The organism is Francisella philomiragia subsp. philomiragia ATCC 25015, assembly GCF_000156715.1.
Lineage (GTDB): Bacteria > Pseudomonadota > Gammaproteobacteria > Francisellales > Francisellaceae > Francisella > Francisella philomiragia.
Genome location: NZ_DS999314.1, coordinates 99,637 through 126,345 on the forward strand (window position 1 = coordinate 99,637; position 26,709 = coordinate 126,345).

Here is a 26,709-nt window from a genome sequence, read left to right on the forward strand (position 1 = left end):
CTGTTAAATTAGTAATGTCAAAAATAAAAAGTGAAAAACAAATAGTAGCACAATGGCAAAAAAATCAACCGATGGTAAGTATATGTTGTACAGCATATAATCAAGAAAAATATATTGAAGAAGCTTTAAAAAGTTTTTTATTGCAGGAAACTAGTTTTCCATTTGAGATAATAATAAGTGATGATTGTTCAACTGACAGAACTACAGAGATTTTAAGACGTTATGCTAAGCAATATCCAAATATTATCAGATTAATTTATCAAGAAAAAAACAAGTATTCAGAAGGTGCATTACCTATCAGAGATTTTATTTTGCCTGAAGTTAAAGGTAAATATATAGCTTTATGTGAAGGTGATGATTATTGGACAGACTCTACTAAATTACAACAACAAGTTGATTTTCTAGAGCAGAACATAGAATTTATGGGTTGTGGTCATAATACTAGATTTCTAATCAATGGAGAGTTAACAGATAGATTATTTGTAAACTCTAATAATAAAAAAGATAGTTATATATTTGAAGATTTTATAGATTCTGCATATTTACATACTACATCTTTAGTCTTTAGGTATGATTCTAAACATAAAGATCAAATTGACGAGTATCTTGCTAAATATTCATCTGTTAAACGTAATGATGTTTATATGTTGTTAGTGTTTTCAAAATTTGGGTCCATAAAATATATAGATAGAATTATGTCGGTTTATAGAATGAATGATGGCGGTATATGGAGTGGTGCAAATGAGCAAGCACAGCTTATTATGTTTCTACATGGATGTATTGATTTTAGTTATATTTTTGGTGATGAATATAAAGATAAGTTTCTTTATTCATTTGCAAATACTTTTAGTGAAAGCCTAGATACTTGTACATCTTGTTTTGTGTCAGAGGTTTTGAATGAATTCTCGGAAAAAGATTTAAGAGTTGTAGTAGAAAGCTTTGCAAAATTTAAAAAGCAAGACAATGAAACAATAAAAAATTGTAGTGAATATATAGATTTTTTAGAAGAACAAGTAAATGATAATAGTCTTAGATCTTTTATTGTAAAACTAATGAAAGTTGTTAAGATATATCCTGTAATTAAAAATATAAGAGCAAAAATTTTCAAATAAAAATAATTTAACTTTATTGGTTTTAGAAGGGAAAAAATGAAATTTTCTATAGTAACAGTATCATATAATTCTGAGAAATATATTGAAGAAACTATCTTGAGTGTAATAAATCAAAGAGGTGATTTTGATATTGAATATATTCTTGTGGATGGTAAATCAAAAGATAGCACTTGTGATATTATTCAAAAGTATGTCGATAAACATAACAAAGGCGAATTAGACATATTTTGTAATAGTCTGGATATCAAGTTCATATGTGAGAAAGATGATGGCATGTATGATGCTTTATCAAAGGGATTATCGATAGTAACTGGTGATATAGTTGCTTATATAAATTCGGATGATTTTTATCTACCAAATGCCTTTAAAGCGATAGCTGCTGAGATGAAAAAACACGGCGAAAAAGCACAGTGGATAAATGCTAAAAATACTTGGTACAACAAGGATGGTATTATTGAAAACTCTATGCTGCCTCTAGTACCATCAAGAAAGAGAATAATAAAGGGTATCCATGGTACGAGTTTGCCATCGATACAACAAGAGTCAACTTTCTGGACAAAAGCATTACAAGATAAAATGGATATGAAAAAGTTTGCTGAGTATAAACTAGCCGGTGACTTTTTTATGTGGCACGAGTTTGCAAAACATGCAAATTTACATATATGTAATAGTAATGTTTCGGGCTTTAGACATCATGAAACTAACAAAAGCCATGATCTAAGCGGTTATATGAATGAGTTTTATGATATTGTTGGCGGCAAGCCAAGAAAGAATATTTTTGATCTGTGGCATATTTTTATATATAAATTTTATGTCAAATATACTTCAGATAATATGATTAGAAGACATAATGAGTATGTTAGAATATTTAGACATATAGGGTACAAGCTTAGTGAAAAACTAGGTAAGAAAAGTCACTAATATATCTTAGGAGCTATCCTTGTCAAACTCCCAAATTCAAAAAGCAAGTTATTCTTTAGTTACAGTTATAACAGTTGTATATAATGCCAAAGAGCTTATAGAAGAGACTATTTTAAGTGTATTAAATCAGGCATATTCAAATATTGAGTACATTATAGTTGATGGTGGCTCTACTGATGGTACGCTTGATATTATTAAAAAATATCAAGATAAAATTACTAAGTATATCAGTGAGCCAGATCAAGGTATTTACGATGCTATGAACAAAGGTATTGCACTAGCTAAAGGGCAATGGTTAAACTTTATGAATGCAGGAGATAGCTTTTATTCTAATGATGTTTTACAGAAGGTATTTGAGAACAAATTTTCTCAAGATACTGCTGTCATTTATGGAAATACTGATATTGGTCATAAAATTCTAAAATACAAATCTCAACTAAATTTGAGAGATATGGCGCTAGGAATGATGTTGTGCCATCAATCTACTTTTTATAGGTTAGATAAAGCAATAAAATACAATCTTAAATACAAGATATGTGCAGATCAAGATTTTACAATGCAGTACTTTAAGCTTGGTAAAAAATCTAAATATCTAGATATGACTGTTTCTAAGTATGATCTTGATGGTATATCATCACAAAACTTGAATAAGATTCTCAAAGAAAAATTTCAAATAAATAAATCTTACAATCTTTCGTATCTGCCTGTAATCAAGAGTTACATTATTTCTTTGTTAGTTAAGCTACGAAGCTACTTTAGGGGTTACTAAAAGCTAGTATTGTTATATCATATAGTTAGATATAGATTTAATTAGAGGCAAGAAGATATCATGTATGATTATGTCATAATCACTCACATTCCAGCTTTTTATAAGGTTAACTTGTATAATCAGTTAGCTAAGAAGCTAAATATCTTTGTTGTTTTCTTAGCCTCGAATACAAATGAAAAAAGAGCAAACGACTTTGTTGGTTTAGATAACGTATCTTTTGAGTATCAAGTTTTATTCTCAGGTAATTTACAACAGCGAAACTCTTCAGCGAATATCAAAAGATTAAGAAGTATCTTAAAAAGTATTCAATATAAAAGAATATTAGTAAGTGGTTGGGATTTGCGTGAGTTTTGGTATGTTATATTTGCTAATCGTAAAAACAAAAATTGTCTAGCTCTTGAGTCAACTATTAATGAAAGTAAGGCTACAGGAATACAAGCATTAATAAAAAAAATATTTCTATCGCGAATAGCTACAGTTTTTGCATCTGGTACTCTTCATCGAGAGTTATTACTAAAACTTGGATATCGTGGCGATATAAAAATTACAAGAGGTGTTGGTATTATCAACAAACCAAGCTTTAATAAAGAAGTAAGAGAGTATCACAAAAAGTTTCTTTATGTTGGAAGATTATCAGCCATTAAAAATTTAAAAATATTAGTTCAGGTATTTAATAGCCTAAAAGGTTATAGCCTAACAATAATTGGTGAGGGAGAACAGAGGGAATATTTACAAAAAATCGCGAATGATAACATTGTGTTTAAATCAGCTATTGAGAATAAAAAACTTAAAAATGAATTTCTTAGTCATGATGTTTTTGTGCTACCTAGCTTGGTTGAACCATGGGGGTTAGTAGTTGAAGAGGCGTTTTATTTCGGTTTGCCTGTGATTATTAGCCAAAACTGTGGAGCTAGAGATATTGTCAAAGATAATATAAATGGTTATTGGATAGCCCCACAAAATATTGATGGACTAATTTCATTAATCCGAGCAATTAACTCAGATAAATATCATGAGCTTATCACTGGTGTGGAGAAATTCTCTCTAAATGCAAAGGATATTGAGCAAGTTGAGGCTTATTTATGAAAATTTTGATTGTCCATAACCGCTATCAGTCAAATAATATTGGTGGCGAAGATATAGTTTATGATAATGAGTTAAAGTCTTTGCGAGAATTACATGGCGAAGATAATGTTTTGGCATATCAGGTTTCTAATGATGATATTAGCAAATTTAGCTTATTATTTGGGATATGGTTTTCACGCAAGCATTATAGAAATATTAAAAAAATAGTTAGGGATAATAATATTGATATAGTCCATGTGCATAATTTTTTTCCATTGTTGACACCAAGTGTCTTTAAGGCTGCAAAAAAATCTGGCGCTAAAGTGGTGCATACACTTCACAATTACAGACTATGGTGTATATCTGGTATTCTATATAGAGATGGCTTTGGTGCATGTGAACTATGTACCAAAAGTAAATTGCCTATTTTTGGTATAAAAAATAAGTGCTATAGGAAATCACGATTACAAAGCTTGGTTGCTCAGGCCGCATTTAGTTTTTATAAGCTCTTCAAAATGTTTAAGAATATTGACTATTATTTTGTGTTGACTGATTTTCAAAGGCAAAAGGTTAAAGAGCTTGGTATTTCAAACCACAAAATTATCCTCAAACCAAATAGTATCTCTTTGGCTGTAGATCAACATACTCAAAAAACTAGACAAAACTATATTTATGTGGGTAGGCTTGAAGAATCTAAGGGTATATTTGAGCTTTTAGATACATGGGTATCTTTAGATGATAAGTTTGTGTTGACTGTAGTTGGCGATAGTCCTGATAGTGATGAAATAATTAATAAATATTCATCTAAAAATATTATTTTTAAAGGAAAATGTACTAGGGAAGAGACGCTATCTTTGATTTCACAATCGAAGTATCTAATTCAGCCATCTGTTTGGTATGAAACATTTGGTTTGACGATAATAGAGGCTATGAGTTTTGGCGTTCCTGTTATTGGTTTTGACATTGGTACGCGTAGAGATTTTATCAAAAATCGAGAAAATGGCTTCATAACTACAAAAAATGACTTACAAAGAACTATACAAAACTCTTATGACTATAGTAATTATGAGCTGATGAGTCAAAATGCGAAAAATTCTGCAAAGCAATATCAAAATGATTATATAATAGCTAGGCAGTTAGAGATTTATAAAAATATTTTAGAAGGTTGATAGTTTGAAAGTATCGATAATTACAGTTTGTTACAATTCTGCAGAGACTATTGAAAAGACAATTCAATCAGTAATTTCACAAAGCTATCAGGATATTGAATATATAATAGTTGATGGTGGTAGTTATGATGGCACTTTGGATATATTAGCAAAGTATCGCGCTAAGCTCTCAAAAGTAGTAAGCGAATCAGATGATGGTATCTATGATGCTATGAATAAAGGTATCGCTTTAGCAACTGGGGATATCATTGGTATTTTAAATAGTGATGACTGCTATAATAATAGTGATGTTATAGACAGTATTGTGAGTGCGTTTAGGCAGAATGATAAAGATATGCTTTTTGCAGATTTGAAATTTGTTAATGATAATGGCAAGATCCTGCGTTATTACTCAGCTAAGCGTTTTACTCCAAATAGATTGAAATTTGGAATTATGCCACCGCATCCGACACTTTTTGTCAAAAAAACTATTTATCAAAAATATGGAGTCTACCGTTTAGATTTTAAGATTGCTGCAGATTATGAGATTTTTGTGAGATTCTTGCTTGTGAATAGACTTTCGTATACATATTTAAATAAATGTATAATTAATATGTTGGTAGGCGGGGTTAGTACTAGTAATTTGCAGAGTAAAAAGATTATTAACCAAGAAACGATTAAAGCTCTAGAGTTAAATGGCATTAAGGCAAATTATTTATGTATTTCGACTAAGTATGTCACCAAAATACTAGAAATACTGAAAGGTCGACTGTTAAACTATTATAAGAAAAACTAAATTTATAAGTATATAAGATTATTTTGGGAGATTTGTGTGGAAAAAGTAGTTATAAAAGATGTTATTAACTCTAGTGGTGTGAAGTTCGGTACTAGTGGGGTTAGAGGTTTAGTTGTAGCAATGACCGATAAAATTTGTTGGCTATATACTAAGGCTTTTATTCAGTTTTTGGAGCAGAAGTACTCAATAACCAAAGGTTCAAAGATTGCTATAGCTCATGATCTGCGTGATAGTAGTCCTCGGATAACTAAGGCTGTGATTAAGGCAGTCAAAGATAGTGGCTATGAACCAGTGTATTGTGGAGAGATCCCATCTCCAGCTGTGATGCTATATGGTATATCTAATCAAATACCATCAGTTATGGTTACAGGTAGCCACATTCCAGAAGATAGAAATGGTATCAAATTTAATACTCCTTATGGAGAAGTTCTCAAAGAAGATGAGGAAATGATTGTTAGCCAAGCGATTACGGTTGATGATGCTACTTTTGATAAAAATGACATGTTTTTGCAAAAAATAGAACTACCAAAAATCTGTAATCAAGCACATATACAGTATGTGGATAGATATTTAGATTTCTTCCCACAAAATTGCTTGTCGGGTAAGACTATTGGATTGTATGAGCATTCATCTGTAGGGCGTAGGATAGTCAAAGAAATTCTTGAAAAGTTAGGTGCAAAGGTTATCTTACTAGGATTCTCAGAGAGATTTGTATCAGTAGATACTGAAGCAATTCGTCAAGAAGATGTGAAGCTTGCAAAACAGTGGGCTAATGAGTATGAAATTGATAGTATTGTATCAACAGATGGCGATGCTGATAGGCCTCTGGTTAGTGATGAGCATGGTAACTGGTTAAAAGGCGATATTTTAGGTGTATTGACAGCTAAATATCTTCAAGCTGATGTTATCGCGACACCGGTAAGTAGTAATAGTGTAGCAGAAAAAATAGGTTATTTTAATAATGTAATTAGAACTAAGATAGGCTCACCATATGTAATTGCTGCAATGAATGAGCTACTTATTAATAATCAAAATGCTGTAGTTGGATATGAAGCAAATGGTGGATTTCTATTAGCTAGTGATATATCAAGAGATGGCAAAGTTCTAAAAGCATTAGCTACAAGAGATGCTGTGATACCTATGCTTGCTGTGATGATGCTATCTATTAATGCGAATAAAACAGTCTCAGAACTTTTATTTGATTTACCATCTCGATATACAGCAAGTAGCAAGATTGATGATTTTGCCACTGAAAAAAGCCAAGAAATCCTGAAATCAATATTAGCTGGCGAGTCAGATCTTTTAGATAAGGTTATATCTCAGCATTTTGATGGTAAAAATAGCATTGAAAATATCGATACAACAGATGGTGTTAGAGTAACTATGACTAATCAAGATATTGTTCATCTTAGGCCGTCAGGTAATGCACCGGAGTTAAGATGCTATACAGAGGCTACTACTGAAGAGTCAGCTAAGAAACTAAATCAGTGTTGTGTTGATTTGATTAATGATACTCACTAATACTCACATACTAGCTAATAATACTAGATTTCTATTTGAATTTAATCCTGTCGAATTTGATTTCAAGAATGATAAAAAGATAAAATAGGTTGATAGATAAAAAATTGACCTAGGTTTAAATAGCGCCTCTTTTCATAGTCTCGAAGAACTCTTCATTAGTTAATGAACCTTTCATTTTTTCTGTTAGGAACTCCATGGCTTGAACATCTTCCATACCACCAAGAATCTTACGTAGTACCCAAAGTTTTTGTAGTTCTTCAGGAGTTGTAAGAAGCTCTTCTCTACGCGTACCAGATCTATCAAAACTAATAGCAGGGAATACGCGACGCTCTGCAATCTTACGATCAAGATGAAGTTCCATGTTACCAGTACCTTTGAATTCCTCAAAGATAACCTCATCCATCTTAGAGCCAGTCTCTACAAGAGCTGTTGCAATGATTGTCAAGCTACCACCTTCAGCAGTATTACGCGCAGCACCAAAGAATCTCTTAGGCTTTTGCAGAGCATTCGCCTCTACACCACCAGATAGTACACGACCAGAAGCTGGTGATACAGTGTTATAAGCACGTGCAAGTCTTGTGATTGAGTCAAGTAGAATTACTACATCTTGTTTGTGTTCAACCAGTCTTTTTGCTTTTTCAATTACGATTTCAGCTAACTGGACATGACGAGCTGCAGGTTCATCGAAAGTAGATGCTACTACTTCACCACGCACTGAGCGTTGCATTTCTGTAACTTCCTCAGGACGCTCATCGATCAGTAGCATGATTAGATTACATTCAGGATGGTTCTTAGCAATTGATGTTGCGATATTTTGCATCATAATTGTTTTACCAGTTTTTGGAGGCGCAACAATTAGACCACGCTGACCTTTACCAAATGGAGCAGCTAAGTCGATGACTCTTGCCGTAATATCTTCATTTGAACCATTCCCTATTTCCATAGTTAGCCTTTCTTTAGCATACTCAGGAGTTAAGTTTTCAAATAAGATTTTTTTCCTAGCTAATTCTGGTGAATCAAAGTTAACACTGTCAATATGCTTTACTGCAAAGTATTTTTCATTATCACGAGGTGGGCGAATCTTACCAACAATACTATCACCAGTTCTTAGATTTAGCTTTCTGATAAAAGCAGGTGAAACATAGATATCATCTGGAGATGCAAAATATGAGCTATCAGAAGATCTCAAGAAGCCATAGCCATCTTGTAGAACCTCTAAGATACCTTCGCCATATATATCTTCACCCTTATCGGCATGGTATTTAAGAATTGAGAAGATAAGTTCTTGTTTTCTTGCACGAAGTGATTCAAGATCTAGACTTTGAGCTATATCCATTAGCTCATTAACAGATTTATACTTTAATTCATTTAAGTTCATTTGATTCTCTATTTATAAAAAAATAATATTGATCTAACTAATTATAGATATTTGTCTACGATTGAGATTAATTGAGTTTTTTGTACTACACCAACTTTAGTTTCTTTGTTTTCGCCATCTTTGAAAACCATAAGAGTAGGTACGCCACGCACACCGAATTTCATTGCTGTTTCTTCGTTGTCATCGATATTTATTTTGCATACTTTAACTTTGTCGCCATAATGCTCAGCAACTTGCTCTAGTATTGGAGAAAGCATCTTGCAAGGACCACACCAAGGAGCCCAAAAATCTAATAATACTGGAGTATCACTATTTAATACTTCGCTTTCGAACTGGCTATCTAATATATCGATACATTTTGACATGCTTTGATTTTCCTTTAAGTTTTTTGATTCTAAAACTGAATTAAGCAGAAGCTTCTGCTGTATTTTGATAATTTTATAAGAAGTTAAACTAATTGTTAGTTATTATAAACAAAAAAACTTCTTAGACAAATTTTTTTAGCTATTTTACAGATATTTTTTTATAATGGGGATAGTTATAAAAATAAGCTTTTGTTTTGTATGTCAAAGATAGTCGCAACAGTAGATTTAGGTTCAAATAGTTTTCATATGCTGATAAGTGAAATCAAGCCTGACGGCGAGGTTGTTACATTATCAAAACAAAAGCAAAAAGTACAGCTAAGAGCAGGTCTTAATAATAATCTAACAATTAGTAAAGATGCTCAAGAAAGAGCTATTGAGTGCTTGGAGTTTTTTGCTCAAGAAATTCAAAAATATAAAGTTGAGCATGTAAAAGCAGTGGGCACATATACTCTTAGAAAAGCTAAAAATAATATAAAAGGTTTTAAAAAGAAATTAGATAAAGCTTTAGGGACGAAAATTAAGATTATTTCTGGTCCGGAAGAGGCACGTCTGGTCTATGTTGGGGCTAGAGATAATCACGATGCAAAGCAAAAAACATTAGTTATAGATATCGGAGGAGGCTCCACCGAACTTGTAATTGGTAGAGGTGATAAGATATTAATTGCTCGTAGTCTAGATATGGGCTGTGTAGGTATGCAAAAGGATCACTTTAGTAATGAGAAGCTTGATTTTGCTAATTTCTATGCAGCTACTGCTATGGCAAAAGAAATACTCTCTCCTATTTTAAGTAAATATAAGAAAATAAGCTGGAGCAATGTCTTAGGTTCTTCAGGAACTATTATTGCCGTGGTCGGAATCTGCCAAGAGATTACTGGAGATTGTATTGTTACCAAAGAATTCTTAAACAATCTAATTACAATGATGATGGACAAGCGAGAGGTTGAGCATATTCGCTTTGAGGGCTTGAGAGAGGATAGAGAGAGCGTTTTGGCTGGAGGAGTAGCAATTTTGTATGCTATTTTTGATTGTCTTGGAATTTCTGAAATGAAGTTGTCTAATGGCGCAGTGCGTGAAGGTATGCTATACGAGCTTGTTAAACGTAAGTATAAGATTGTTATAGATTAGAATAATTAAGAGCGTTAGCTAAAAATCAAAAAAGGATTTATTTAGATGAAGTATGTTCCATTGGCAGCTCGATTAAGACCTCAGAGTATTGAGGAAGTAATAGGTCAGGAGCATATACTATCAAAAAGTGGATCATTAACAAAAATTTTGGCTGGTGATGGGATTTGCTCGCTAATACTATGTGGAAAACCAGGTGTTGGTAAAACTACTTTAGCTAAAATTATAGCTAGTTCTAAGCGGTTAGAATTTTTTGAGCTATCTGCAGTTGATTCTGGTGTTAAAGATGTTAAAAAAATAATCGCAGATAATCAACATTTAGGTAGTTTTGTACTATTTTTAGATGAAATTCATCGATTTAATAAATCACAACAGGATTTACTTTTACCTTATGTTGAGTCTGGCAAAATTATTTTAATTGGAGCAACTACTGAAAATCCAACATATTACTTAAATAATGCTCTAGTTTCGCGAGTATTTATTTTACGATTGAAAAGGCTGAATATTTCAGAGACCCGTAAGCTTATTCAAAGAGCTATAACCAAGGATGAATTATTAGCAAAACATTCTTTTGAAATTGATGATGATTTATACAATGCTATACACAACTATAGTGAAGGTGATTGTCGTAAAATTTTAAATTTGCTTGAGAGGATGTTTCTAATTAGTGATAGAACTAACACTATTCATCTTGATAAGGATCTTTTTGATCGGGCAGTAGGTGAGGCATCAAGAGATTTTCACCGTGAAGGTAAAGAGTTCTATGAGCAACTATCGGCTTTTCACAAGTCTGTCAGAGGTACAGATCCTGATGCGGCTATATTTTGGCTGAGTGTAATGTTAGATAATGGGGCTGATCCTCTAGTTATCGCTAGAAGAATGTTGTGTATAGCTTCTGAAGATATCGGTAATGCTGATCCTCAAGCTTTGAGAGTCGCCATAGATGCTTGGAATGCTTATGAAAAATTAGGTATGCCAGAGGGGCGGTTGGTTTTGTCGCAGGCAGCTATATATTTAGCAGTAGCACCCAAAAGTAATGCTTGCTATAAGGCGCTAGCAGATGCCCAACAGATTGTTAAAAGTTTGGGCAATATTGAAGTTCCTCAGCATCTTAAGAACTATAAAGATAGTAATTATTTATATCCACATAATTATCCAAATGCTTATGTAGTACAACAATATTTGCCAAAAAATATTAGTCAAACTTTTTATACTCCAAATACAGCTGGTTTTGAGTCGAAGATAAAAATGAAGTTAGATAGTATAAACAAAATCAAGAAGTTATAATTAAGCTATTAAAATTCTATATTTGTATGTTATAATCTTTGGAATTAAATTATATCTAATAAAATTATAACTAGGTTTTATACTGCTATGGCATTGGAAAATTTACTACATCCTACTAATATTAAAATTGATGAATATGCGAAAAATGCTACTAAGTTTTCTTTTGAAGCTCTAGAGAGAGGTGTTGGCTATACACTTGGCTACGCACTTAAGCAGACTATGCTTTATTCTATACATGGTGCATGTGTCACTAGTGTTAAGATTAATGATGGAAAAGTTACTTCATTGGAAGATGTGATTCCGTGTGATGAGACTGTTGCTGATATTATCTTAAATGTCAAATCACTGCCTGTGACTTTAGCAGAAGGTGTTGATACAGGGGTAATTACTTTTGAGCTATCTGGTTCAGAAGAAGAAGTCTTTTCAGAAGAAGCTAAGTTATCCGAAGGTTTAGCAATTACTGAAGAAGTTTTTATCTGTAGCTACAATGGTGGCAAAAAACTTAAGATCGAAGCTAAAGTAGAAAAGGGTATTGGCTACAGACAAGCACAAGAGAACTTCAAAAATGAAGAATTTCTTTTAGATGCAGCGTTTTCTCCGGTATCTTTCTGTGATTATGAGATCAAAGATGCTCGTGTAGGTAGACGTACAGATTTAGATAAGCTTGAGCTTAACATTAAAACAAATGGTAATGTCAGCTGTGAAGAAGCTCTAAGAATAGCAGCTACAAAGATACAAAATCAGCTGAGAAACATTGTTGATGTTGAAGAGATAAATAAAGGGATTTTTGTAGAAGATCCTACTAAAGATATAAATCCTCTTTTACTTAAGCATGTTGAAGAACTAAATCTTACTGCAAGATCTTCAAACTGTCTAAAAGCTGTTAATATTAGATTGATTGGTGAACTTGTACAAAAAACTGAGAATGAGCTTCTTAAAGCGCCAAACTTTGGTAAGAAGTCATTGACAGAAATCAAAGATAAATTATCTGAACTTGGTTTATCTTTAGGAACAATGATTGATAATTGGCCTGAAGATCTATAGAATATAAATACTACTCTTGCCGGAGTGGTGAAATTGGTAGACGCGCCGGATTCAAAATCCGGTTCTGGCAACAGAGTGCCGGTTCGAGTCCGGCCTCCGGCACCACCTTATTATAAGTACTCGACTTATACCTTCACAATGTTTCTATCTCATAAATTTTATATACAAAAGAGAATTAGTGTATGAAAAAACCTAACTTTAATATTGTATTAATAGCGATCATAACGATTATGGGTATGGATCTTATTGATACAACTGTTATGAATAATATCTTACCTAAGATAGCGGAAAGCCTTCATACTACACCTGAATTTCTAAAGACGGGTATTAGTATTTATATGATTGTTATGGGGATGTTTCTGCCTCTTAGTTCATGGATGGCTGAGAAGATTGGCTTTAGATATACATTAATGTTTGCAGCATCTGGTTTTGGATTATTTTCATTGCTATCTGGGTTAGCGATGACTGATACTCAGCTTTTTACATTCAGAGCAATTCAGGGCTTATTTGCAGCATTTTCAGCGCCTGTAGCAATGCTTGCTTACTTAAAGCTTTCGGAGAATATGCTTGAGGGAACAGCTTCATTATCTAATTATACTTTGATAATGGCTATATCTGGACAGATTATAGGAGGTGTTTTTGCATCTATATCACCAGAGTCATGGCGTTTGGCATTTGTGATGCAAGTGCCATTTGCCTGCTTTGCAGTTGTAGCTATATATAAATATTTCCCCAAACAAATATCAAATAATCAAAAGCAGAAAATTGACTTTGTTGGTCTTTGTCTGTTAGGTTTTTCAATATCAGCACTTTTTGTACTAAGTGAGACTCTCTTAAAAGAGATCGACTTGTCAATTAAGATATATATTGCTATATGTGTAGTTGTATCGATATCTTTATATGCGATTACATACAAAAAAATCAGAAATCCAATAATTGATTTAAGTATCTTTAGTAATAAAAATTTTACGATAGCCTTTGTTTCAAATTTTTTGTGTAGACTAACAACTTATTGGGTGTTTTTTGCGTGGCCTGTTGTTTTGTATCATCTGAGCCATTTGAATACTATATACATATCTATTATGTCCGTATGTTTGATGATTGGTACTATTATTTCTAAAAAAACTGCTAAACACATAGTTTATTTCTATGGTTATAGAACATGTATGGTGTTAGGCTTGCTCGGTGTATCTTCAGTGATGTTAATCTCAATTTTATTTGATATTCACTATAATTATATTACATTTTGTGCTGTTGCTATGGGGTATGGATTTGTGTTAGGTTTATATCAGACATCATCAAATGCAGTGATGTATACTGTGGCTGATAAAAATAAGTTAGATAGTGTCAATACACTCAAAAGTTCAGGAAATATGATTTCATCAGCATTTGCCCTAACTATATTTACTATAACTTATGATTTATATTATAGATATGATATTAGTCATCATTGGTTGGATAGATTCCTAAATGTTTTTACGCAAACATATTATCATGTCGTGGTGACAGCAGCATTGGCACAAATTATCCTAGTAGTATGGATAATTTTGAAAATGGATAACGTCAAAGAAACTCTTCAAAAATAGTTCTGCTCTATAAATAGTTTTTGTATTCTCAATAATTTATAATTGTAGCAATAGTTAAATAACGCAAATCCCTAGATTATGATAATAGATTCACACTGTCATTTAAATTACCTAAAATTAGATGATATAAGCCTTGAGAAGGTTATTGATAATGCTAAAGAAGCAGGTATTGAAAAAATTGTTTCAATAGCTGTTGCATGGGATGAAATTGCTGATATTGAGAGGATCACAGAAAACTTTGATAATGTATATCATTCTGTAGGAGTTCATCCTAGTGAGCTTGATTCATATCAACCAAGTGTTGATGATATCATAGCTCGCTCACAACATAAAAAATGTGTTGCTATAGGAGAGACTGGATTAGATTATTATTACAATGGCGAGGAGACGAAAAAGGCGCAGAAGATAAAGTTTGTAAATCATATGCAAGCAGCTAATGATGTTAAAAAGCCTGTAATAATACATACTAGATCTGCTAAACAGGATACCTTGGATATTTTAAAATCTGAAAATGTTGAAGGTTGTGGAGGCATATTACATTGTTTCACAGAAGACTATGATATGGCAAAAAAAGCTTTAGATATGGGGATGTATATATCATTTTCTGGTATCTTAACTTTCAAAAATGCTAAAGATATTCAAGAAACTGCTAAGAAATTACCTCTTGATAGAATATTAATTGAGACTGACGCGCCTTATTTAACACCTGTGCCATTAAGAGGTAAGCCAAACTATCCGGAATATGTGAAATATGTAGCACAATTTTTGGCGGATCTAAAAGGTTTCTCGTACGATGAAGTTGCAAAGCAGACTTATAAAAACACTTGTGAAGTCTTTAAACTATAAGAGTATAATTTATGAAAAAATGTATAAATCTATTCGATGTAATTCCTAGTACATCTAATAACGAGATTTTTGTAGATCTTCTAAAAAGTGATAATATTCACATAGAAAAGATTATATCTTATGGTCAGGTTACGCCTATCGATGAACCATATATCCAGAGTCATGATGAATGGGTTATTGTACTTAAGGGTATGGCAAAGCTTAGGTTAGATAATAATGATTATATTTTAGATGAAGGAGAGCATTTATTTATCCCTAAAAATACTAAGCACTGGGTTACATATACAGAAAATCCGACTATTTGGCTCGCGTTGCATTTATTACTATAGTAGGATGAATTTATTTTTTGAGAAAAGATTTTACTCGCTTTACTGAGTCCTCTATTTGAGGAGGTATTATACCAGTGAAATTAATTTGTATATTTTCCTTAGCTAATTCTTCTTTTAGCGTTTTGATAAAAATACCATTACCAACTACTTCTTGGTCGTCAGCCCAAGTAGTTTCAACTCCACATGTTGGAGACATATTTACACCAAGGATTCCAACAATTTCAAAATTATATTTTTTATACTGTTTCAACTGGAGTATAACGTGTTTGGCTAAATCTACACACAGTTGCTTTTGATTTGCCATAAGTTTTGAAACTCTTGTCTTTTCACTTTTAATATCATCAATAGTAGTATCTTTAACACACTGTCTATCAATCCCTAGTCCTAATAACTCTGGACAAGGCATCTGTACAATTCCAACTCCAGAATTTATTATTTCTCCCATCACTAAAGGAAGTGCACCAGATCTAGATGCGAGATGATCTAATTTTGCATTTTGATTTAATAAACAGTGTGACATAAAGAGTATTCTTTTGCTTCTATTATCTGTATCAAACATAAACATTAACTCCTTAAAAGGTATTGTGTGAGAGTAAGTTGATCTAATTTGCATTTATTTAGCAGTATTACAATCAAATATATTGTAATATTAAATGAGTTTTTCTTATACAGTTATAGTTTGTAAATGGTTGAATTTTTTTCAGAGCATTTTTATTTTTTGTGTATATTTATTGTGGCTATGGGTTTTTTGGCAAGCTTTATAGATGCTATAGCTGGAGGTGGTGGCTTAATAAGTATACCAGCATTAAGTATGACAGGTTTGCCAATTGTTACAGTACTTGGTACAAACAAGCTTCAGGCTAGTATTGGTACTGCTATGGCAGTGTTGAAATATTATAAAAGTGGCTTAATTAACATTAAAACAGTTTTAAGAGGACTTATAGCTGGATTTATCGGTGCTTGTTCAGGTACTATATTAACTTTGGTTATTCATAATGATTTTATGAATACTTTGGTTCCAATTCTTCTGATAGTTATTTTTATTTTTAGTATTTTGAATAAAAATTTAGGAGTTAATGAGGGCAAAAAAAGAATGTCAGAGATGACTTTTTTTACAATATTTGGTTTTATACTGGGTGCTTATGATGGTTTTTTTGGTCCAGGTACAGGTAATTTCTGGATTATCGCTATAGTTTATTTTCTTGGTTATACATTTTTACAGGCATCAGGATACGCGAAAGTTCTTAATCTAAAAAGTAATCTATTTTCTTTAGCTGTATTTGCTTTATCTGGTCAGGTAAATATAGCATTTGGATTGTTAATGGCCATTGGTAGTTTCTTTGGTGGGATTGCTGGTTCGAGAATGGTTATACTTAAAGGTTCAAAATTAGTACGACCAATATTTATAGTTGTTGTTGGTTTTAGTATATTGATGATGCTATTTTAGAATTTTTCAGATTAAAGGTTTGTAATATCTCTATTATTTATTTCAGGAACTTTAAAAAACACCTATCAAATAATTAATATTAAATTATAATGTATAGTCGAGATGCTTAATTGTTTAAGTGTTTTAATTTAATATAAAATGTAAAGGAGTTTGTTAATGAAAAAAAATACTTTTAAGAAAATGGTTGTTGCTTCTATATTTTTCGTACCATTTTTGGGATGTGCGGCTGCAAATTTTGAAGTACAGGTAAGTGGAGATCTTATTAATGAATTGTACTTTGGTAATGCCTCATCAATAGATCCAAACTGTAAAGTTTTAAGTATCTCGAATAAGGAAAAGATAGTAGTATCATGTGACGGTTCAGGTCAAGCCACTTTTCCAGTGATTTCAATAAATGAGGGCAGAGAAATAGCTGTGATTAAGATGAATAATCCTTGGTATACTTCAGCATCTACTTCATTGATGACTGATGAGACAAATGAGAGTTCTAAGTGTGATATGGATGGTAACTGTACTAATGCGCCAGTTAATGATTATTATCTTTTAGCAGAAGGTTTAGATGGTAACAGGCCTGATTATGCAGATGAGGTCGCGGTTGTCAAATTAAGGAAATTATAATTTTTTTATCTTCAGCTACTCCTATAAGTTTCCAAAAAAAAAATCTTAAGTGCTATAATATGCAAATATTTTTCTAAATAATCAATTATTATGGACAATCAAAACGCGTTAGAAATAAAAAATCTTACCAAGGTTTATAAAGGTGGTTTGAAAGCGGTTGATGATATTAGCTTTGAAGTTAAAAAAGGCGATTTTTTTGCTCTTTTAGGACCTAACGGTGCTGGTAAATCAACAACTCTTGGGATGATATCATCACTTGTAAACAAAACTTCAGGGCAAATAAAAATTTTTGGATATGATATCGATAAAGATTATATCCAAGCGAGAAAGCATCTAGGCGTAATGGCTCAAGAGATTAATCTAAATATCTTTGAGAAGCCTATGGATATTTTAGTTACACAGGCAGGTTTTTTTGGTATCTCTAAAAAAGAAGCTATACCTTATGCTGAAGAGCTCTTAAAGAAAGTAGATCTTTATGAGAAAAGAAATACTCAAGTCAGATTTTTATCTGGTGGTATGAAAAGACGATTAATGGTTGTTAGAGCTCTTATACATAAACCTAAACTTCTTATCCTTGATGAGCCAACAGCAGGTGTTGATGTTGAGCTTAGAAACTCATTGTGGGAAATGATTTCAGAGTTTCACAAAGAAGGTTTGACAATTATCCTTACAACACATTATTTAGAAGAAGCTGAGTCAATGTGTAAACATATCGCACTAATTCATAAAGGTAAATTATGTGTTAATACTGATATGAAGACTTTTTTAAAGTCAGCTGATAAGCATACTTATATTTTTGATCTTAAAGAAAAGTGTCAGCATGAATTGAAATTAGATCTTGGTGAAGTCAAAAAAATAGATGACTATACAATCGAGGTTGAAGTTACTAAGGGTGTGGTGCTTAATGAGATATTTGCTGAATTAACAAGTAAATATGATTTAGATGTTTTAGATGTGCGTTCAAAAGAAGCAAAACTAGAAAAGCTATTTATAGAAGTAGCTAGAAATAAGTAGGTGATTTTATGAGTTTAAGAGATTTTTGGATAACATATATCACGATTTTTAACCGTGAATGTAAAAGAGTTTTTAGAATTTGGCCGCAGACATTATTACCATCTGTAATTACAATAATTTTATATTTTTTGATATTTGGTAAGGTTGTAGGCTCACGTATAGGTATGATGGATGATGGTATTACTTATATGCAGTACATTACACCAGGTTTGATAATAATGGCAGTGATTCAAAACTCATATGGTAATGTAGTTAGTTCTTTTTTTGGTATCCGATTTAGTAAAGCTATCGAAGAGCTATTAGTATCGCCTGTTAGTAATCATGTGATTGTGCTTGGATATATTTCTGGTGGTATATTTAGAGGTTTCTTAGTCGGTATATTTGTTAGTATTGCAGCATTTCTATTAGGTGGCTTTAGTGTTATTCATAATGTACCTTTAGTGTTGGCTGGATTTATATTTTGTGGAGCATTATTCTCACTTGGTGGATTAATAAATGCGATATTTTCACAAAAGTTTGATGATACTACGATATTCCCTACATTTATTCTAACGCCACTAATATACCTAGGTGGAGTATTTTACAATATAAACAATCTTACCGGATTTTGGCATTTCATTTCATCATGTAATCCATTATTTTATATAGTTGATTTTGTGAGATTTGGATTTTTGGGAGTTTCTACAGTTAATCCATATTACGCATTCGGAGCGATAGTGGCTTTTACATTTATACTATATTACGCTTGTTGGTATTTGTTAGATAAGGGTATTAGATTAAAAGCTTAAAAGAAATTATTTTTCAGATCTGTGCACTTCACGCACTATATATAAAGGTCGATGCTTTGTTTCGATAAATATTCTACCGATATAGCTTCCTAACATTCCTATACTAATCATCTGTAATCCACTAAAAAATAAAATAAAAGTCACTAGTGATGGATAACCTTTAACATCAACGCCTAAAAAAAGTGATTTAAGTATGATTATTGAACCGTATACAAAACTCATAAGGGCAATAAAGACACCAATATAAGACCATATTTCTAATGGTGCACGGCTAAAACTTGTAATACCATCTATAGAAAACTTAAATAGTTTCCAGTAGTTCCATTTAGTTTGTCCAGCTACTCTTTCTTCTCTAGCATGGTAGACGATTTTCTCTTTGAAGCCTATCCATGTGAGAAGACCTTTGTTAAAACGAACCTTCTCCTTTAGCTCAAGAAAAGCGTTAATAGCAGCTCTATTTAACAGTCTATAGTCTCCGGCGTTAGGAGTAAGTTTAGTTTCACTGATCTTGTTCATTACAGTATAGAAAAGTCCTGCTGTATGCTTCTTCGTTGAAGTATCTGTATCACGATTTTCTCTAACTGCAGTTACAACCTCATAGCCATTTAGCCAATGCTCAACCATCTCTAGGATAAGCTCAGGTGGATCTTGTAAGTCAGCATCAATAGAAATGGCTGCATCACCTTTGCAGTTAGCAAAACCAGCAAATAATGCCGCTTCTTTACCGAAGTTACGTGATAAATCAACAACTGCGATTTCCGGAATACTTTTTTGCTTTTCTAGAAGAAGATCTAAAGTATTATCGTTACTACCATCGTTTATAAATACTAGTTCGTACTTGGTTGGTAGTTGCTCTAGAATTGGCATCAATCTATTAAAAAGATGATCAATACCTTCAGATTCATCTTTTACAGGTATAATTATACTTGTTAGTTTATTCTTGTTGTCCATTATACTCAATCTAAATTTACTAATCTTATGCTTTATTTTAAATATATTAACAGATTTGAGCAACTTATATTTGATGGCTATCTATATGTTAATCTATTATCATGAATATTAAGTCAAAGATTTTCGAAGCTAGTAGGTATTTTGGTATAATTAAGGTCATTATTGGTATAAATCTATGAATATGACCTACAAATATAGCAGAGTTGCAATTATCGGTAAGCATTATAAAAAAGAAGTAAGTCAAACAGTTGAAGTTTTGTATGCTTATTTACAACAGCAAAATCTAGATGTGGTGGTAGAGGATGAAACTGCATCTGATACCACTTTAGAAAATATTGCAACATCAAGTTTAAAGGAAATAGCTTTGATATGTGATGTGGCTGTCGTTGTTGGGGGAGATGGTAATTTTCTTAAGGCTTCTAGGGTTTTAGCATTGTATAGTAATATCCCTGTTATTGGTGTAAATAAAGGTAAGCTTGGTTTCTTGACAACTCTTGCTGCAGATAATAATGCTTTAAGAAGGGACCTTGATGCTATATTAAAAGGAGACAGTTCAGTTACCAAAATGAGTATGTTGAAATGTCGTGTTGATGATAATTTACGTGCACCTCTTGAGGCTTCTATTGCATTAAATGAGATTGCCATAACTTCTAGTAGAGGATTGATGTTTGGTTTGAAGGTGTATATTGACGGTCGATATGCTTTTGATCAAAGAGGTGATGGATTAATTGTCGCTACACCAACAGGTTCAACAGCACATGCGATGTCAGCTGGCGGACCTATTTTGAATCCTAATCAAAGTAGCATAGTTATCGTACCAGTATGCTCACACTCATTAAATAGTAGGCCTCTAGTTATCTCAGATACAAGTGTTATAGATATTTATATAACAGATTACAATGATCCGGAACCTGTTTTGAGTATTGATGGTAGACATGATACTATGCTAAGGTCTCATCAGAAAGTCACTATCCAAAAAGCACAGAAAAAAGTCACTGTCTTGCATACTAAAGATTATAATTATTATGATACTTTGAGAGAAAAGTTGGGTTGGAGTAAAGTTCTATTCTAAAAAAGTTCAATTAATATAATTGCAACAAAAATAGTTATAAAGATTGCAGATACTAACTCAATTTTTTTGATATTTCTAAAAAATACTTGTCTAAGCTTATTATTACCAAAAAAGATAGCAACAATGGCAAACCAAATAAATGTGCTAAGTGCTATAGCAAACCAAATAGCAACTTTACCAAAACTTGGTAGTTGGGCAACTAGGCTAAGCATTGAGCTGAAAAAAACTAGTACCTTAGCATTGGCTAGGTTTGTAAAAGCACCATTTAAAAATAGCTTAATATTAGCAGGCTTATCAAAGCTATCGCGATTTTTTATATGCTCGTTAGCATTAGGGTTAAGTTGTTTTTTTGTAAAAATATTTTTATATAAGTTATATGCAATGTAGGCAAGATAAATGACACCTAGAAGTATTAGTGCTTTGAATAGTAATGGTTGTTGGTGGAGCAAAAAAGAACCAAACCAGTAGACTATAAATGTGTTTAAAAGAATCCCGCATGCAACACCAAATGCAGTATAAATGCCTGATCTATGTCCAAATTTAATAGAATTACTTATAGTTACAAAGAAGTCTGGACCTGGTAGTACGAGGCAACTGATTTGTAAAGCTAGAATAGTTAAAAAGATTAGCACTGTTATACTCTTATTTTTGTTTGACTTGCGATAGAATAGTAGTAATAAAATTGCAATAAATCTAGAAAAATGAGTGATAATTCTAAAGAAAATTTACGCCAGATAAAAAGTTATGTCCAAAGAGCCGGCAGAGTGACCAAAAAACAGCAACAAGCTCTCGATGATTATGCATCTAAATATATGATTGAATATGATCAAAATAAAAGTTTAGATTTTTCTGAAATTTTCAAAAATTCTAATGATGTAATATTAGAAATAGGTTTTGGAATGGGGGGGTCATTGGTACAAATGGCTTTAGAAAATCCTACTAAAAATTATTTAGGGATTGAGGTTCATAAAGCTGGAGTTGGTAATATTCTATATGAAATTGAGCATCAAAATATTTCTAATCTTTTAGTGATGAGTCATGATGCCATAGAAATATTAGAAAATATGATATCTGATAATTCTTTGTCAGGAATGCAGATATATTTTCCAGATCCATGGCATAAGAAAAAGCATAATAAACGTAGATTAGTGAATCAATCAAATGTTGACTTATTTGCTAAAAAACTTAAAGTAGGTGGGGTATTTCATTATGCTAGTGATTGGTTGCCATATGCAGAGGAAGTATTAGAACTTCTTGAAAATGATAATAAATACAAAAATCTATATGATGGATTCGCACCGCGACCAGAATGGCGACCTTTGACAAAATTTGAGAAACGAGGTCAGAATCTCGATCATCCAATATCAGATATTCTTTTTGAAAAGATTTAGGGATAAAAAGTGAAAACAGCTAGATATAAAAGAGGGTTCATAAAAGCCAGTGAATATAATAGTAAACTCCATTTTGATAATATTTTTTGTCCAGATTGCGGCAAAGCTAAACTAAAAATAGTACGTAAAGCTGATCAAGAAGCATATTTTGCTTTTATGACAGATCAACATCATGATGAGCTTTGTCCAAGGGTTGCCAAACCAATTCAGGATGAAAAAATAAAAGAATTAGTTTTAAGTGATTCAAAAAAAGATATGAGTAAGTTGAATTTTCTAGTAAACAAGAATTTAGAAAAATGTATAAATCTTGTTACTAAGCTAGAGAATAATGGTGAGCTTTCCAAAGAAGAAGAGCTTAATCTGATGCCACAAAAGAAGCAGCAACTTACGGAAAATCGTATTAGAGAGTATTCAAGACAAGATATTTTAACTATTAATATTCTTGATCTAAACTTCATTGATACTCATGCGCTTAATAATAAATATTGTCTAATTTATGGTATTGCAGGAATTACACTTTCTGATATTGGAGAGAGTAAAAAACTGTTTTTTAAGGCAGATCAGGATTCTAGATTTTCGATATTTGTGGTACCTAGTCAGATTAAGTATCTTGATTTTGAAAAAGGTAAAAGAGCTAAATTTGCCGTATTTGGTAAATTCAAAAAAGTTGGCAAGTTTATAAATTTAGAAATTAGTTCAACACGTGATCTAGTTATCAAGGATTAGTATATGTACGTAAAAATCAGGTATGAAAATTTAAAGGATCAAGAGCAGATATATAAGCTAATATCTGAAGCATTTGATACCAGTGATGAGGAGAGGTTGGTTAGGTTGTTACATACAGATCATCAAAGTTTAATATCTTTGGTTGCTGAGACTGATGAGGGCAATATAATAGGTCAAGTAATTCTCTCGAAAATGACAGCTGAAGAAACTGATGAGCTTAAAATATATGGATTAGCTCCGATGTCTGTAGCACCCAAATATCAACATAAAGGAATAGGCACTAAGCTTATTGAAATGATGATAAAAGAAGCTAAGAAAAATAATATTGATGCAATATTTGTTTTAGGGCATCCTAGTTATTATCCGAAGTTTGGCTTTAAAGCGACCATAGAGTACAAAATAAAATGTGAGTATGATGTGCCAGAAGATGTTTTTATGGTGCTAGATATATCAAACAAATTAGCTAAACTAAAGGGTCAGACAGTTTATTACGCTGAAGAGTTTAGAAAAGTTTTTTAAAAAACTTGACTTTACTGTTTTTTTGCCATACCATTTAATCGTTTGTCTATTTGGTTAGATAATTCAATTAGGCCCGGTGCTTATCTGCTGGTTATATAATCCTCAATTGACCCGAATGGATTTATTTAGTTTTAATAACGATAAATCAACAAGAGGATAATAATTATGAAAACAATATATCGTGCAAGTATCTTTACATTCAACAAAAATGCAACGCTTCAGTCATTATTAGGTCATAAGGTTGACAACTTATTTTCTGATTCAAAAGACTATACATTTCTAAGAGATGGTGCAGTTGTTGTGGAAAATGGTTTGATAACTGAGGTTAACGATTTTCATAAGATTAACATAGGTGAGAATGATAAGTTGGTAGACTACTCTGGTAAATTAATTATGCCAGGACTTATCGATACACATATGCATACAACTCAAACAAAAGCTGTAGGTGCCTATGGTGAAAAGCTTTTAGAGTGGCTAGATGGATATATTTTCCCAAGTGAAGCTAGTTTTAATAGTAGCTCTTTAGCTCATAAGGAGTTTGAGATACTTTTCAAAGAATTATTTAAGAGTGGAACTACAACTATATGCGGATACGCTCCAAGTGCTTATGACGGTACGGATATAGTTTTTGAAATAGCTCAAAAATATAATATGAGAGTAATTCTTGGAAATACTATTATGACTCAAGGTAATAAAGAAATAATTACAGATGCTCAAACCAGTATGAAAATCTCTGAGAAGCTTTGTAATAAGTGGCATAATAGAGGACGTGCTAGTTACGCTCTTACCCCAAGATTTGCTCTTAGTTGTGATGATGAAACTCTTAACTTATGCAAAGAGTTCATGCAATCGCATAAAGATGTTTATGTGCAAACACATTTAAGCGAAAATTTAAATGAAATCAAAGATACTTTAGCGATGTATCCAAATGCTACTGATTATCTAAATGTTTATGAGAACTATTCATTAATTACGGATAAAACTATTTTAGGACATTGTATCCATTTGTCAGATAGTGAATGGAATAGAATGAAAGATCAAGGTGTTGTTATAGCAAGTTGCCCAACTAGTAATAACTTCCTTGGCAGTGGTCATTTTGACTACAAAACGGCTATTGAAAAAGATATCAAGCTAACTTTAGCTACTGACTGGGCAGCAGGTAATACTCTAAGTATGCTTCGTGTAATGGATGATGCTTATAAGGCTGCATTATTAAATTCCTATAAACTTGAAACTTTGATACGCCTGTTCTCTTCTACTCTAGGTAGTGCAAAAGCGCTAGGTTTAGGCGATAAAATTGGCAGCTTAGAAAAAGGTAAAGAAGCTGATTTTATAGTTATTAATACTGACAATAATTCTCTGCTTAAATATAGACTTGAAACAGTACATAATCTTCAAGACTATATGTTTTCAATTATTTCTTTAGGAGATGATCGTTTAATTGATGCTACATATATATATGGAAGCAAAGTTCATTAATTACGATTATTAACTAATTCACATTACAAAACGTTAAATCAATAATTATAAATAGTGTAGTATCTTATTTGTAGATGGCATATTTTTAATTATTTGTTTGTAGGTTTGTACCTAAGGAGAATATCTATGAGAGCTATAAATTATACGCGTTGGGCTATTACAGAGTTGTTTTTTACAATGAGTGTTTTTTCGGCGGTTTTGTTCGGAACATATGCATTATCAATAAGGTTAGGTAATCATTTGACTGATACAAATTTGTCAATATTATCTGGAGTCTTTTTTGTAGTATTTGCTCTTTCTCAAGTATGTGCTGGAGTATTAATAAACAAACTATCACCTAAATTATTGCTTAGTAGTTCAGCATTTGTCTCTGCTTTGGGAGCATTTTTATTTGCACACACTACTGTATTTGAGTTACTGGTAGTTGCAAGGATAATGCTTGGATTAGGTTTAGGTTGTACATTTGTAGGAGTACTTTATGTTGTACAGACTAATTTTTCAGAGCATCAGTTTGCATTTTTTTCATCCTTGAGTCAGAGTATAGCTAATATTTTTGCAGGCATGTTGGCATTATTTGCAGGTAAGGCTTTAAGTCAATATTCATATACTTATGTTTTTGATATTCTTGCAGTAATGTTTATTATCTGTACTATTGGTCTTAGTATTTTGTTACCTCATAAGACAAGAACTACGAGTGACAGTGATCTACAAGAACCAGTAATATCTAGAATATGGAGTATTCTTTCCAAACGAAACTTTTGGTTAGCATCATTTTACTTTACAGGTTTGTTTGGATCAATTTTGACATTTGCAGATTTATATAATGTCACTTATGAAATGAAAGTATTTGGTGTGCCACATGATATGGCTATTATGATGAATGGTTTAGTACCCATAGGAGTAGCAACAGGAGGTGTCATTGCTGGATTTTTGGTATCAAGATACCAAAATAATAGGCTAACAGCAATATGTTTTAGCTTGATTACACTCATTTTCCTTTGTCTAATTATGTATATAAGATGGCCAGATAGACGTTTTGGATTTGAAATAGCTTTCTTGTTTAATTTCTTATATGGTGTTGGATGTGGTGGAGCTATGCTAGCGTTCCAAGAGATTCAGTTGTTATTTAAGCAGTTCTCAATAAGACCATTAGCTAACTCATTAGTATTAACTTTTGCTTATTTATTTAATGGTATTGTTATACAACCATTGACTGGGTATATTATAGGTGAAACGAGGGTTGTACACTATTTTAACCAATCTTCGCCTTACTCAAGATGGCTATATGACACGGGCATTCATAATGAATGGCATAAGTTTAATAGCGGTTTGTTTATTATCGTATTAATAATAGTGATTAGTTTCATAAGTAGTATTTTCTTTACTAAGAAAAAATCAAACTAAGTATTTTCTAT

Annotated in this window: 28 protein-coding genes and 1 tRNA gene; 24 read left to right on the forward strand and 5 right to left on the reverse strand. The window is 32.1% G+C overall.

Features of this window, described 5'->3' with window-relative positions; all coding sequences use genetic code 11:
- The first annotated feature begins 14 nt into the window (after window positions 1-14).
- The 7 genes from FTPG_RS04750 to FTPG_RS04780 are packed head-to-tail and all read left to right on the forward strand — an operon-like array spanning window position 15 to window position 7,332.
- Complete coding sequence (locus FTPG_RS04750; RefSeq protein WP_234367153.1) at window positions 15-1,112, forward strand: glycosyltransferase family 2 protein; 1,098 nt, start codon at window positions 15-17, stop codon at window positions 1,110-1,112.
- A gap of 36 nt (window positions 1,113-1,148) precedes the next feature.
- Window positions 1,149-2,033 (forward strand): glycosyltransferase, encoded by an 885-nt coding sequence (locus tag FTPG_RS04755; protein WP_004287290.1) that lies wholly within the window; start codon window positions 1,149-1,151, stop codon window positions 2,031-2,033.
- A 19-nt stretch (window positions 2,034-2,052) separates the two neighbouring features.
- Entirely contained in the window at window positions 2,053-2,802 is a 750-nt protein-coding gene (locus FTPG_RS04760) for a glycosyltransferase family 2 protein (RefSeq protein WP_004287291.1), read from the forward strand.
- 60 nt (window positions 2,803-2,862) lie between these two features.
- Window positions 2,863-3,888 (forward strand): glycosyltransferase, encoded by a 1,026-nt coding sequence (locus FTPG_RS04765; RefSeq protein WP_004287292.1) that lies wholly within the window; start codon window positions 2,863-2,865, stop codon window positions 3,886-3,888.
- A complete protein-coding gene (locus tag FTPG_RS04770) occupies window positions 3,885-5,036 on the forward strand; it encodes a glycosyltransferase (RefSeq protein WP_004287293.1) in 1,152 nt (383 codons plus the stop codon). Before FTPG_RS04765 ends, FTPG_RS04770 begins: the two co-directional genes overlap by 4 nt.
- 4 nt (window positions 5,037-5,040) lie before the next feature.
- Window positions 5,041-5,811 carry a glycosyltransferase family 2 protein gene (locus FTPG_RS04775; RefSeq protein WP_004287294.1) on the forward strand — a complete coding sequence of 257 codons (771 nt, stop codon included), beginning with the start codon at window positions 5,041-5,043 and terminating at the stop codon, window positions 5,809-5,811.
- Between the two features lie 36 nt (window positions 5,812-5,847).
- Window positions 5,848-7,332 (forward strand): phosphomannomutase, encoded by a 1,485-nt coding sequence (locus FTPG_RS04780; protein ID WP_004287295.1) that lies wholly within the window; start codon window positions 5,848-5,850, stop codon window positions 7,330-7,332.
- 115 nt (window positions 7,333-7,447) lie between these two features.
- Here the strand turns inward: FTPG_RS04780 and rho are convergent, their stop codons facing one another.
- Window positions 7,448-8,710 (reverse strand): transcription termination factor Rho, encoded by a 1,263-nt coding sequence (rho, locus tag FTPG_RS04785; RefSeq protein ID WP_004287296.1) that lies wholly within the window; start codon window positions 8,708-8,710, stop codon window positions 7,448-7,450.
- Window positions 8,711-8,751: 41 nt separating this feature from the next.
- Window positions 8,752-9,075, reverse strand: coding sequence for a thioredoxin (gene trxA, locus FTPG_RS04790; RefSeq protein WP_004287297.1), 324 nt, complete (start codon window positions 9,073-9,075; stop codon window positions 8,752-8,754).
- Window positions 9,076-9,273: 198 nt separating this feature from the next.
- On the opposite strand from trxA, the gene FTPG_RS04795 reads away from it, so the two are divergent.
- The 7 genes from FTPG_RS04795 to FTPG_RS04825 all read left to right on the forward strand — a co-directional run bounded on the left by FTPG_RS04795 (window position 9,274) and on the right by FTPG_RS04825 (window position 15,289).
- Entirely contained in the window at window positions 9,274-10,200 is a 927-nt protein-coding gene (locus FTPG_RS04795) for a Ppx/GppA phosphatase family protein (protein WP_004287298.1), read from the forward strand.
- 45 nt (window positions 10,201-10,245) lie between these two features.
- Window positions 10,246-11,484, forward strand: coding sequence for an AAA family ATPase (locus FTPG_RS04800; protein WP_004287299.1), 1,239 nt, complete (start codon window positions 10,246-10,248; stop codon window positions 11,482-11,484).
- An 87-nt stretch (window positions 11,485-11,571) separates the two neighbouring features.
- Entirely contained in the window at window positions 11,572-12,528 is a 957-nt protein-coding gene (locus FTPG_RS04805; RefSeq protein ID WP_004287300.1) for a DNA-directed RNA polymerase subunit alpha, read from the forward strand.
- A gap of 18 nt (window positions 12,529-12,546) precedes the next feature.
- A tRNA-Leu gene (locus FTPG_RS04810) sits at window positions 12,547-12,633 on the forward strand.
- Window positions 12,634-12,710: 77 nt separating this feature from the next.
- A complete protein-coding gene (locus tag FTPG_RS04815) occupies window positions 12,711-14,114 on the forward strand; it encodes an MFS transporter (RefSeq protein WP_004287301.1) in 1,404 nt (467 codons plus the stop codon).
- Window positions 14,115-14,192: 78 nt separating this feature from the next.
- Window positions 14,193-14,960 (forward strand): TatD family hydrolase, encoded by a 768-nt coding sequence (locus FTPG_RS04820; protein ID WP_004287302.1) that lies wholly within the window; start codon window positions 14,193-14,195, stop codon window positions 14,958-14,960.
- A gap of 11 nt (window positions 14,961-14,971) precedes the next feature.
- Window positions 14,972-15,289, forward strand: a complete 318-nt coding sequence (locus tag FTPG_RS04825; RefSeq protein ID WP_004287303.1) for a cupin domain-containing protein — start codon at window positions 14,972-14,974, stop codon at window positions 15,287-15,289.
- A 10-nt stretch (window positions 15,290-15,299) separates the two neighbouring features.
- Here the strand turns inward: FTPG_RS04825 and FTPG_RS04830 are convergent, their stop codons facing one another.
- Window positions 15,300-15,848, reverse strand: a complete 549-nt coding sequence (locus FTPG_RS04830; RefSeq protein WP_035722424.1) for a CD3072 family TudS-related putative desulfidase — start codon at window positions 15,846-15,848, stop codon at window positions 15,300-15,302.
- Between the two features lie 126 nt (window positions 15,849-15,974).
- On the opposite strand from FTPG_RS04830, the gene FTPG_RS04835 reads away from it, so the two are divergent.
- The 4 genes from FTPG_RS04835 to FTPG_RS04850 all read left to right on the forward strand — a co-directional run bounded on the left by FTPG_RS04835 (window position 15,975) and on the right by FTPG_RS04850 (window position 19,156).
- Window positions 15,975-16,736, forward strand: coding sequence for a TSUP family transporter (locus tag FTPG_RS04835; RefSeq protein ID WP_004287305.1), 762 nt, complete (start codon window positions 15,975-15,977; stop codon window positions 16,734-16,736).
- Between the two features lie 156 nt (window positions 16,737-16,892).
- The gene (locus FTPG_RS04840; RefSeq protein ID WP_004287306.1) at window positions 16,893-17,354 is read left to right on the forward strand and encodes a hypothetical protein; all 462 of its coding nucleotides are present in this window, start codon (window positions 16,893-16,895) and stop codon (window positions 17,352-17,354) included.
- A 90-nt stretch (window positions 17,355-17,444) separates the two neighbouring features.
- Window positions 17,445-18,368 carry an ABC transporter ATP-binding protein gene (locus tag FTPG_RS04845; protein ID WP_004287307.1) on the forward strand — a complete coding sequence of 308 codons (924 nt, stop codon included), beginning with the start codon at window positions 17,445-17,447 and terminating at the stop codon, window positions 18,366-18,368.
- 8 nt (window positions 18,369-18,376) lie between these two features.
- Complete coding sequence (locus tag FTPG_RS04850) at window positions 18,377-19,156, forward strand: ABC transporter permease (protein ID WP_004287308.1); 780 nt, start codon at window positions 18,377-18,379, stop codon at window positions 19,154-19,156.
- A 6-nt stretch (window positions 19,157-19,162) separates the two neighbouring features.
- On the opposite strand, the gene FTPG_RS04855 is transcribed toward FTPG_RS04850, so the two are convergent.
- The gene (locus FTPG_RS04855; protein WP_004287309.1) at window positions 19,163-20,107 is read right to left on the reverse strand and encodes a glycosyltransferase family 2 protein; all 945 of its coding nucleotides are present in this window, start codon (window positions 20,105-20,107) and stop codon (window positions 19,163-19,165) included.
- Between the two features lie 181 nt (window positions 20,108-20,288).
- Here FTPG_RS04855 and FTPG_RS04860 point away from each other — a divergent pair, with 181 nt between their 5' ends.
- A complete protein-coding gene (locus FTPG_RS04860) occupies window positions 20,289-21,179 on the forward strand; it encodes an NAD(+)/NADH kinase (RefSeq protein ID WP_004287310.1) in 891 nt (296 codons plus the stop codon).
- Here FTPG_RS04860 and FTPG_RS04865 read toward each other — a convergent pair.
- Window positions 21,176-21,811 (reverse strand): LysE family translocator, encoded by a 636-nt coding sequence (locus FTPG_RS04865; protein WP_004287311.1) that lies wholly within the window; start codon window positions 21,809-21,811, stop codon window positions 21,176-21,178. The genes FTPG_RS04860 and FTPG_RS04865 overlap by 4 nt on opposite strands.
- 69 nt (window positions 21,812-21,880) lie before the next feature.
- On the opposite strand from FTPG_RS04865, the gene trmB reads away from it, so the two are divergent.
- From trmB to FTPG_RS04890, 5 genes are all read left to right on the forward strand, one after another.
- A complete protein-coding gene (gene trmB / locus FTPG_RS04870; RefSeq protein ID WP_004287312.1) occupies window positions 21,881-22,570 on the forward strand; it encodes a tRNA (guanosine(46)-N7)-methyltransferase TrmB in 690 nt (229 codons plus the stop codon).
- A 9-nt stretch (window positions 22,571-22,579) separates the two neighbouring features.
- Entirely contained in the window at window positions 22,580-23,296 is a 717-nt protein-coding gene (locus FTPG_RS04875) for a hypothetical protein (RefSeq protein WP_004287313.1), read from the forward strand.
- Between the two features lie 3 nt (window positions 23,297-23,299).
- On the forward strand, window positions 23,300-23,815 hold the full coding sequence (locus FTPG_RS04880; protein ID WP_004287314.1) for a GNAT family N-acetyltransferase: 516 nt from the start codon (window positions 23,300-23,302) through the stop codon (window positions 23,813-23,815).
- Window positions 23,816-23,980: 165 nt separating this feature from the next.
- Window positions 23,981-25,294, forward strand: coding sequence for a guanine deaminase (gene guaD / locus FTPG_RS04885; protein WP_004287315.1), 1,314 nt, complete (start codon window positions 23,981-23,983; stop codon window positions 25,292-25,294).
- Between the two features lie 126 nt (window positions 25,295-25,420).
- Window positions 25,421-26,698: an MFS transporter gene (locus FTPG_RS04890; RefSeq protein WP_004287316.1), complete on the forward strand. Its 1,278-nt coding sequence runs from the start codon at window positions 25,421-25,423 to the stop codon at window positions 26,696-26,698.
- The last annotated feature ends 11 nt before the right edge of the window (window positions 26,699-26,709 follow it).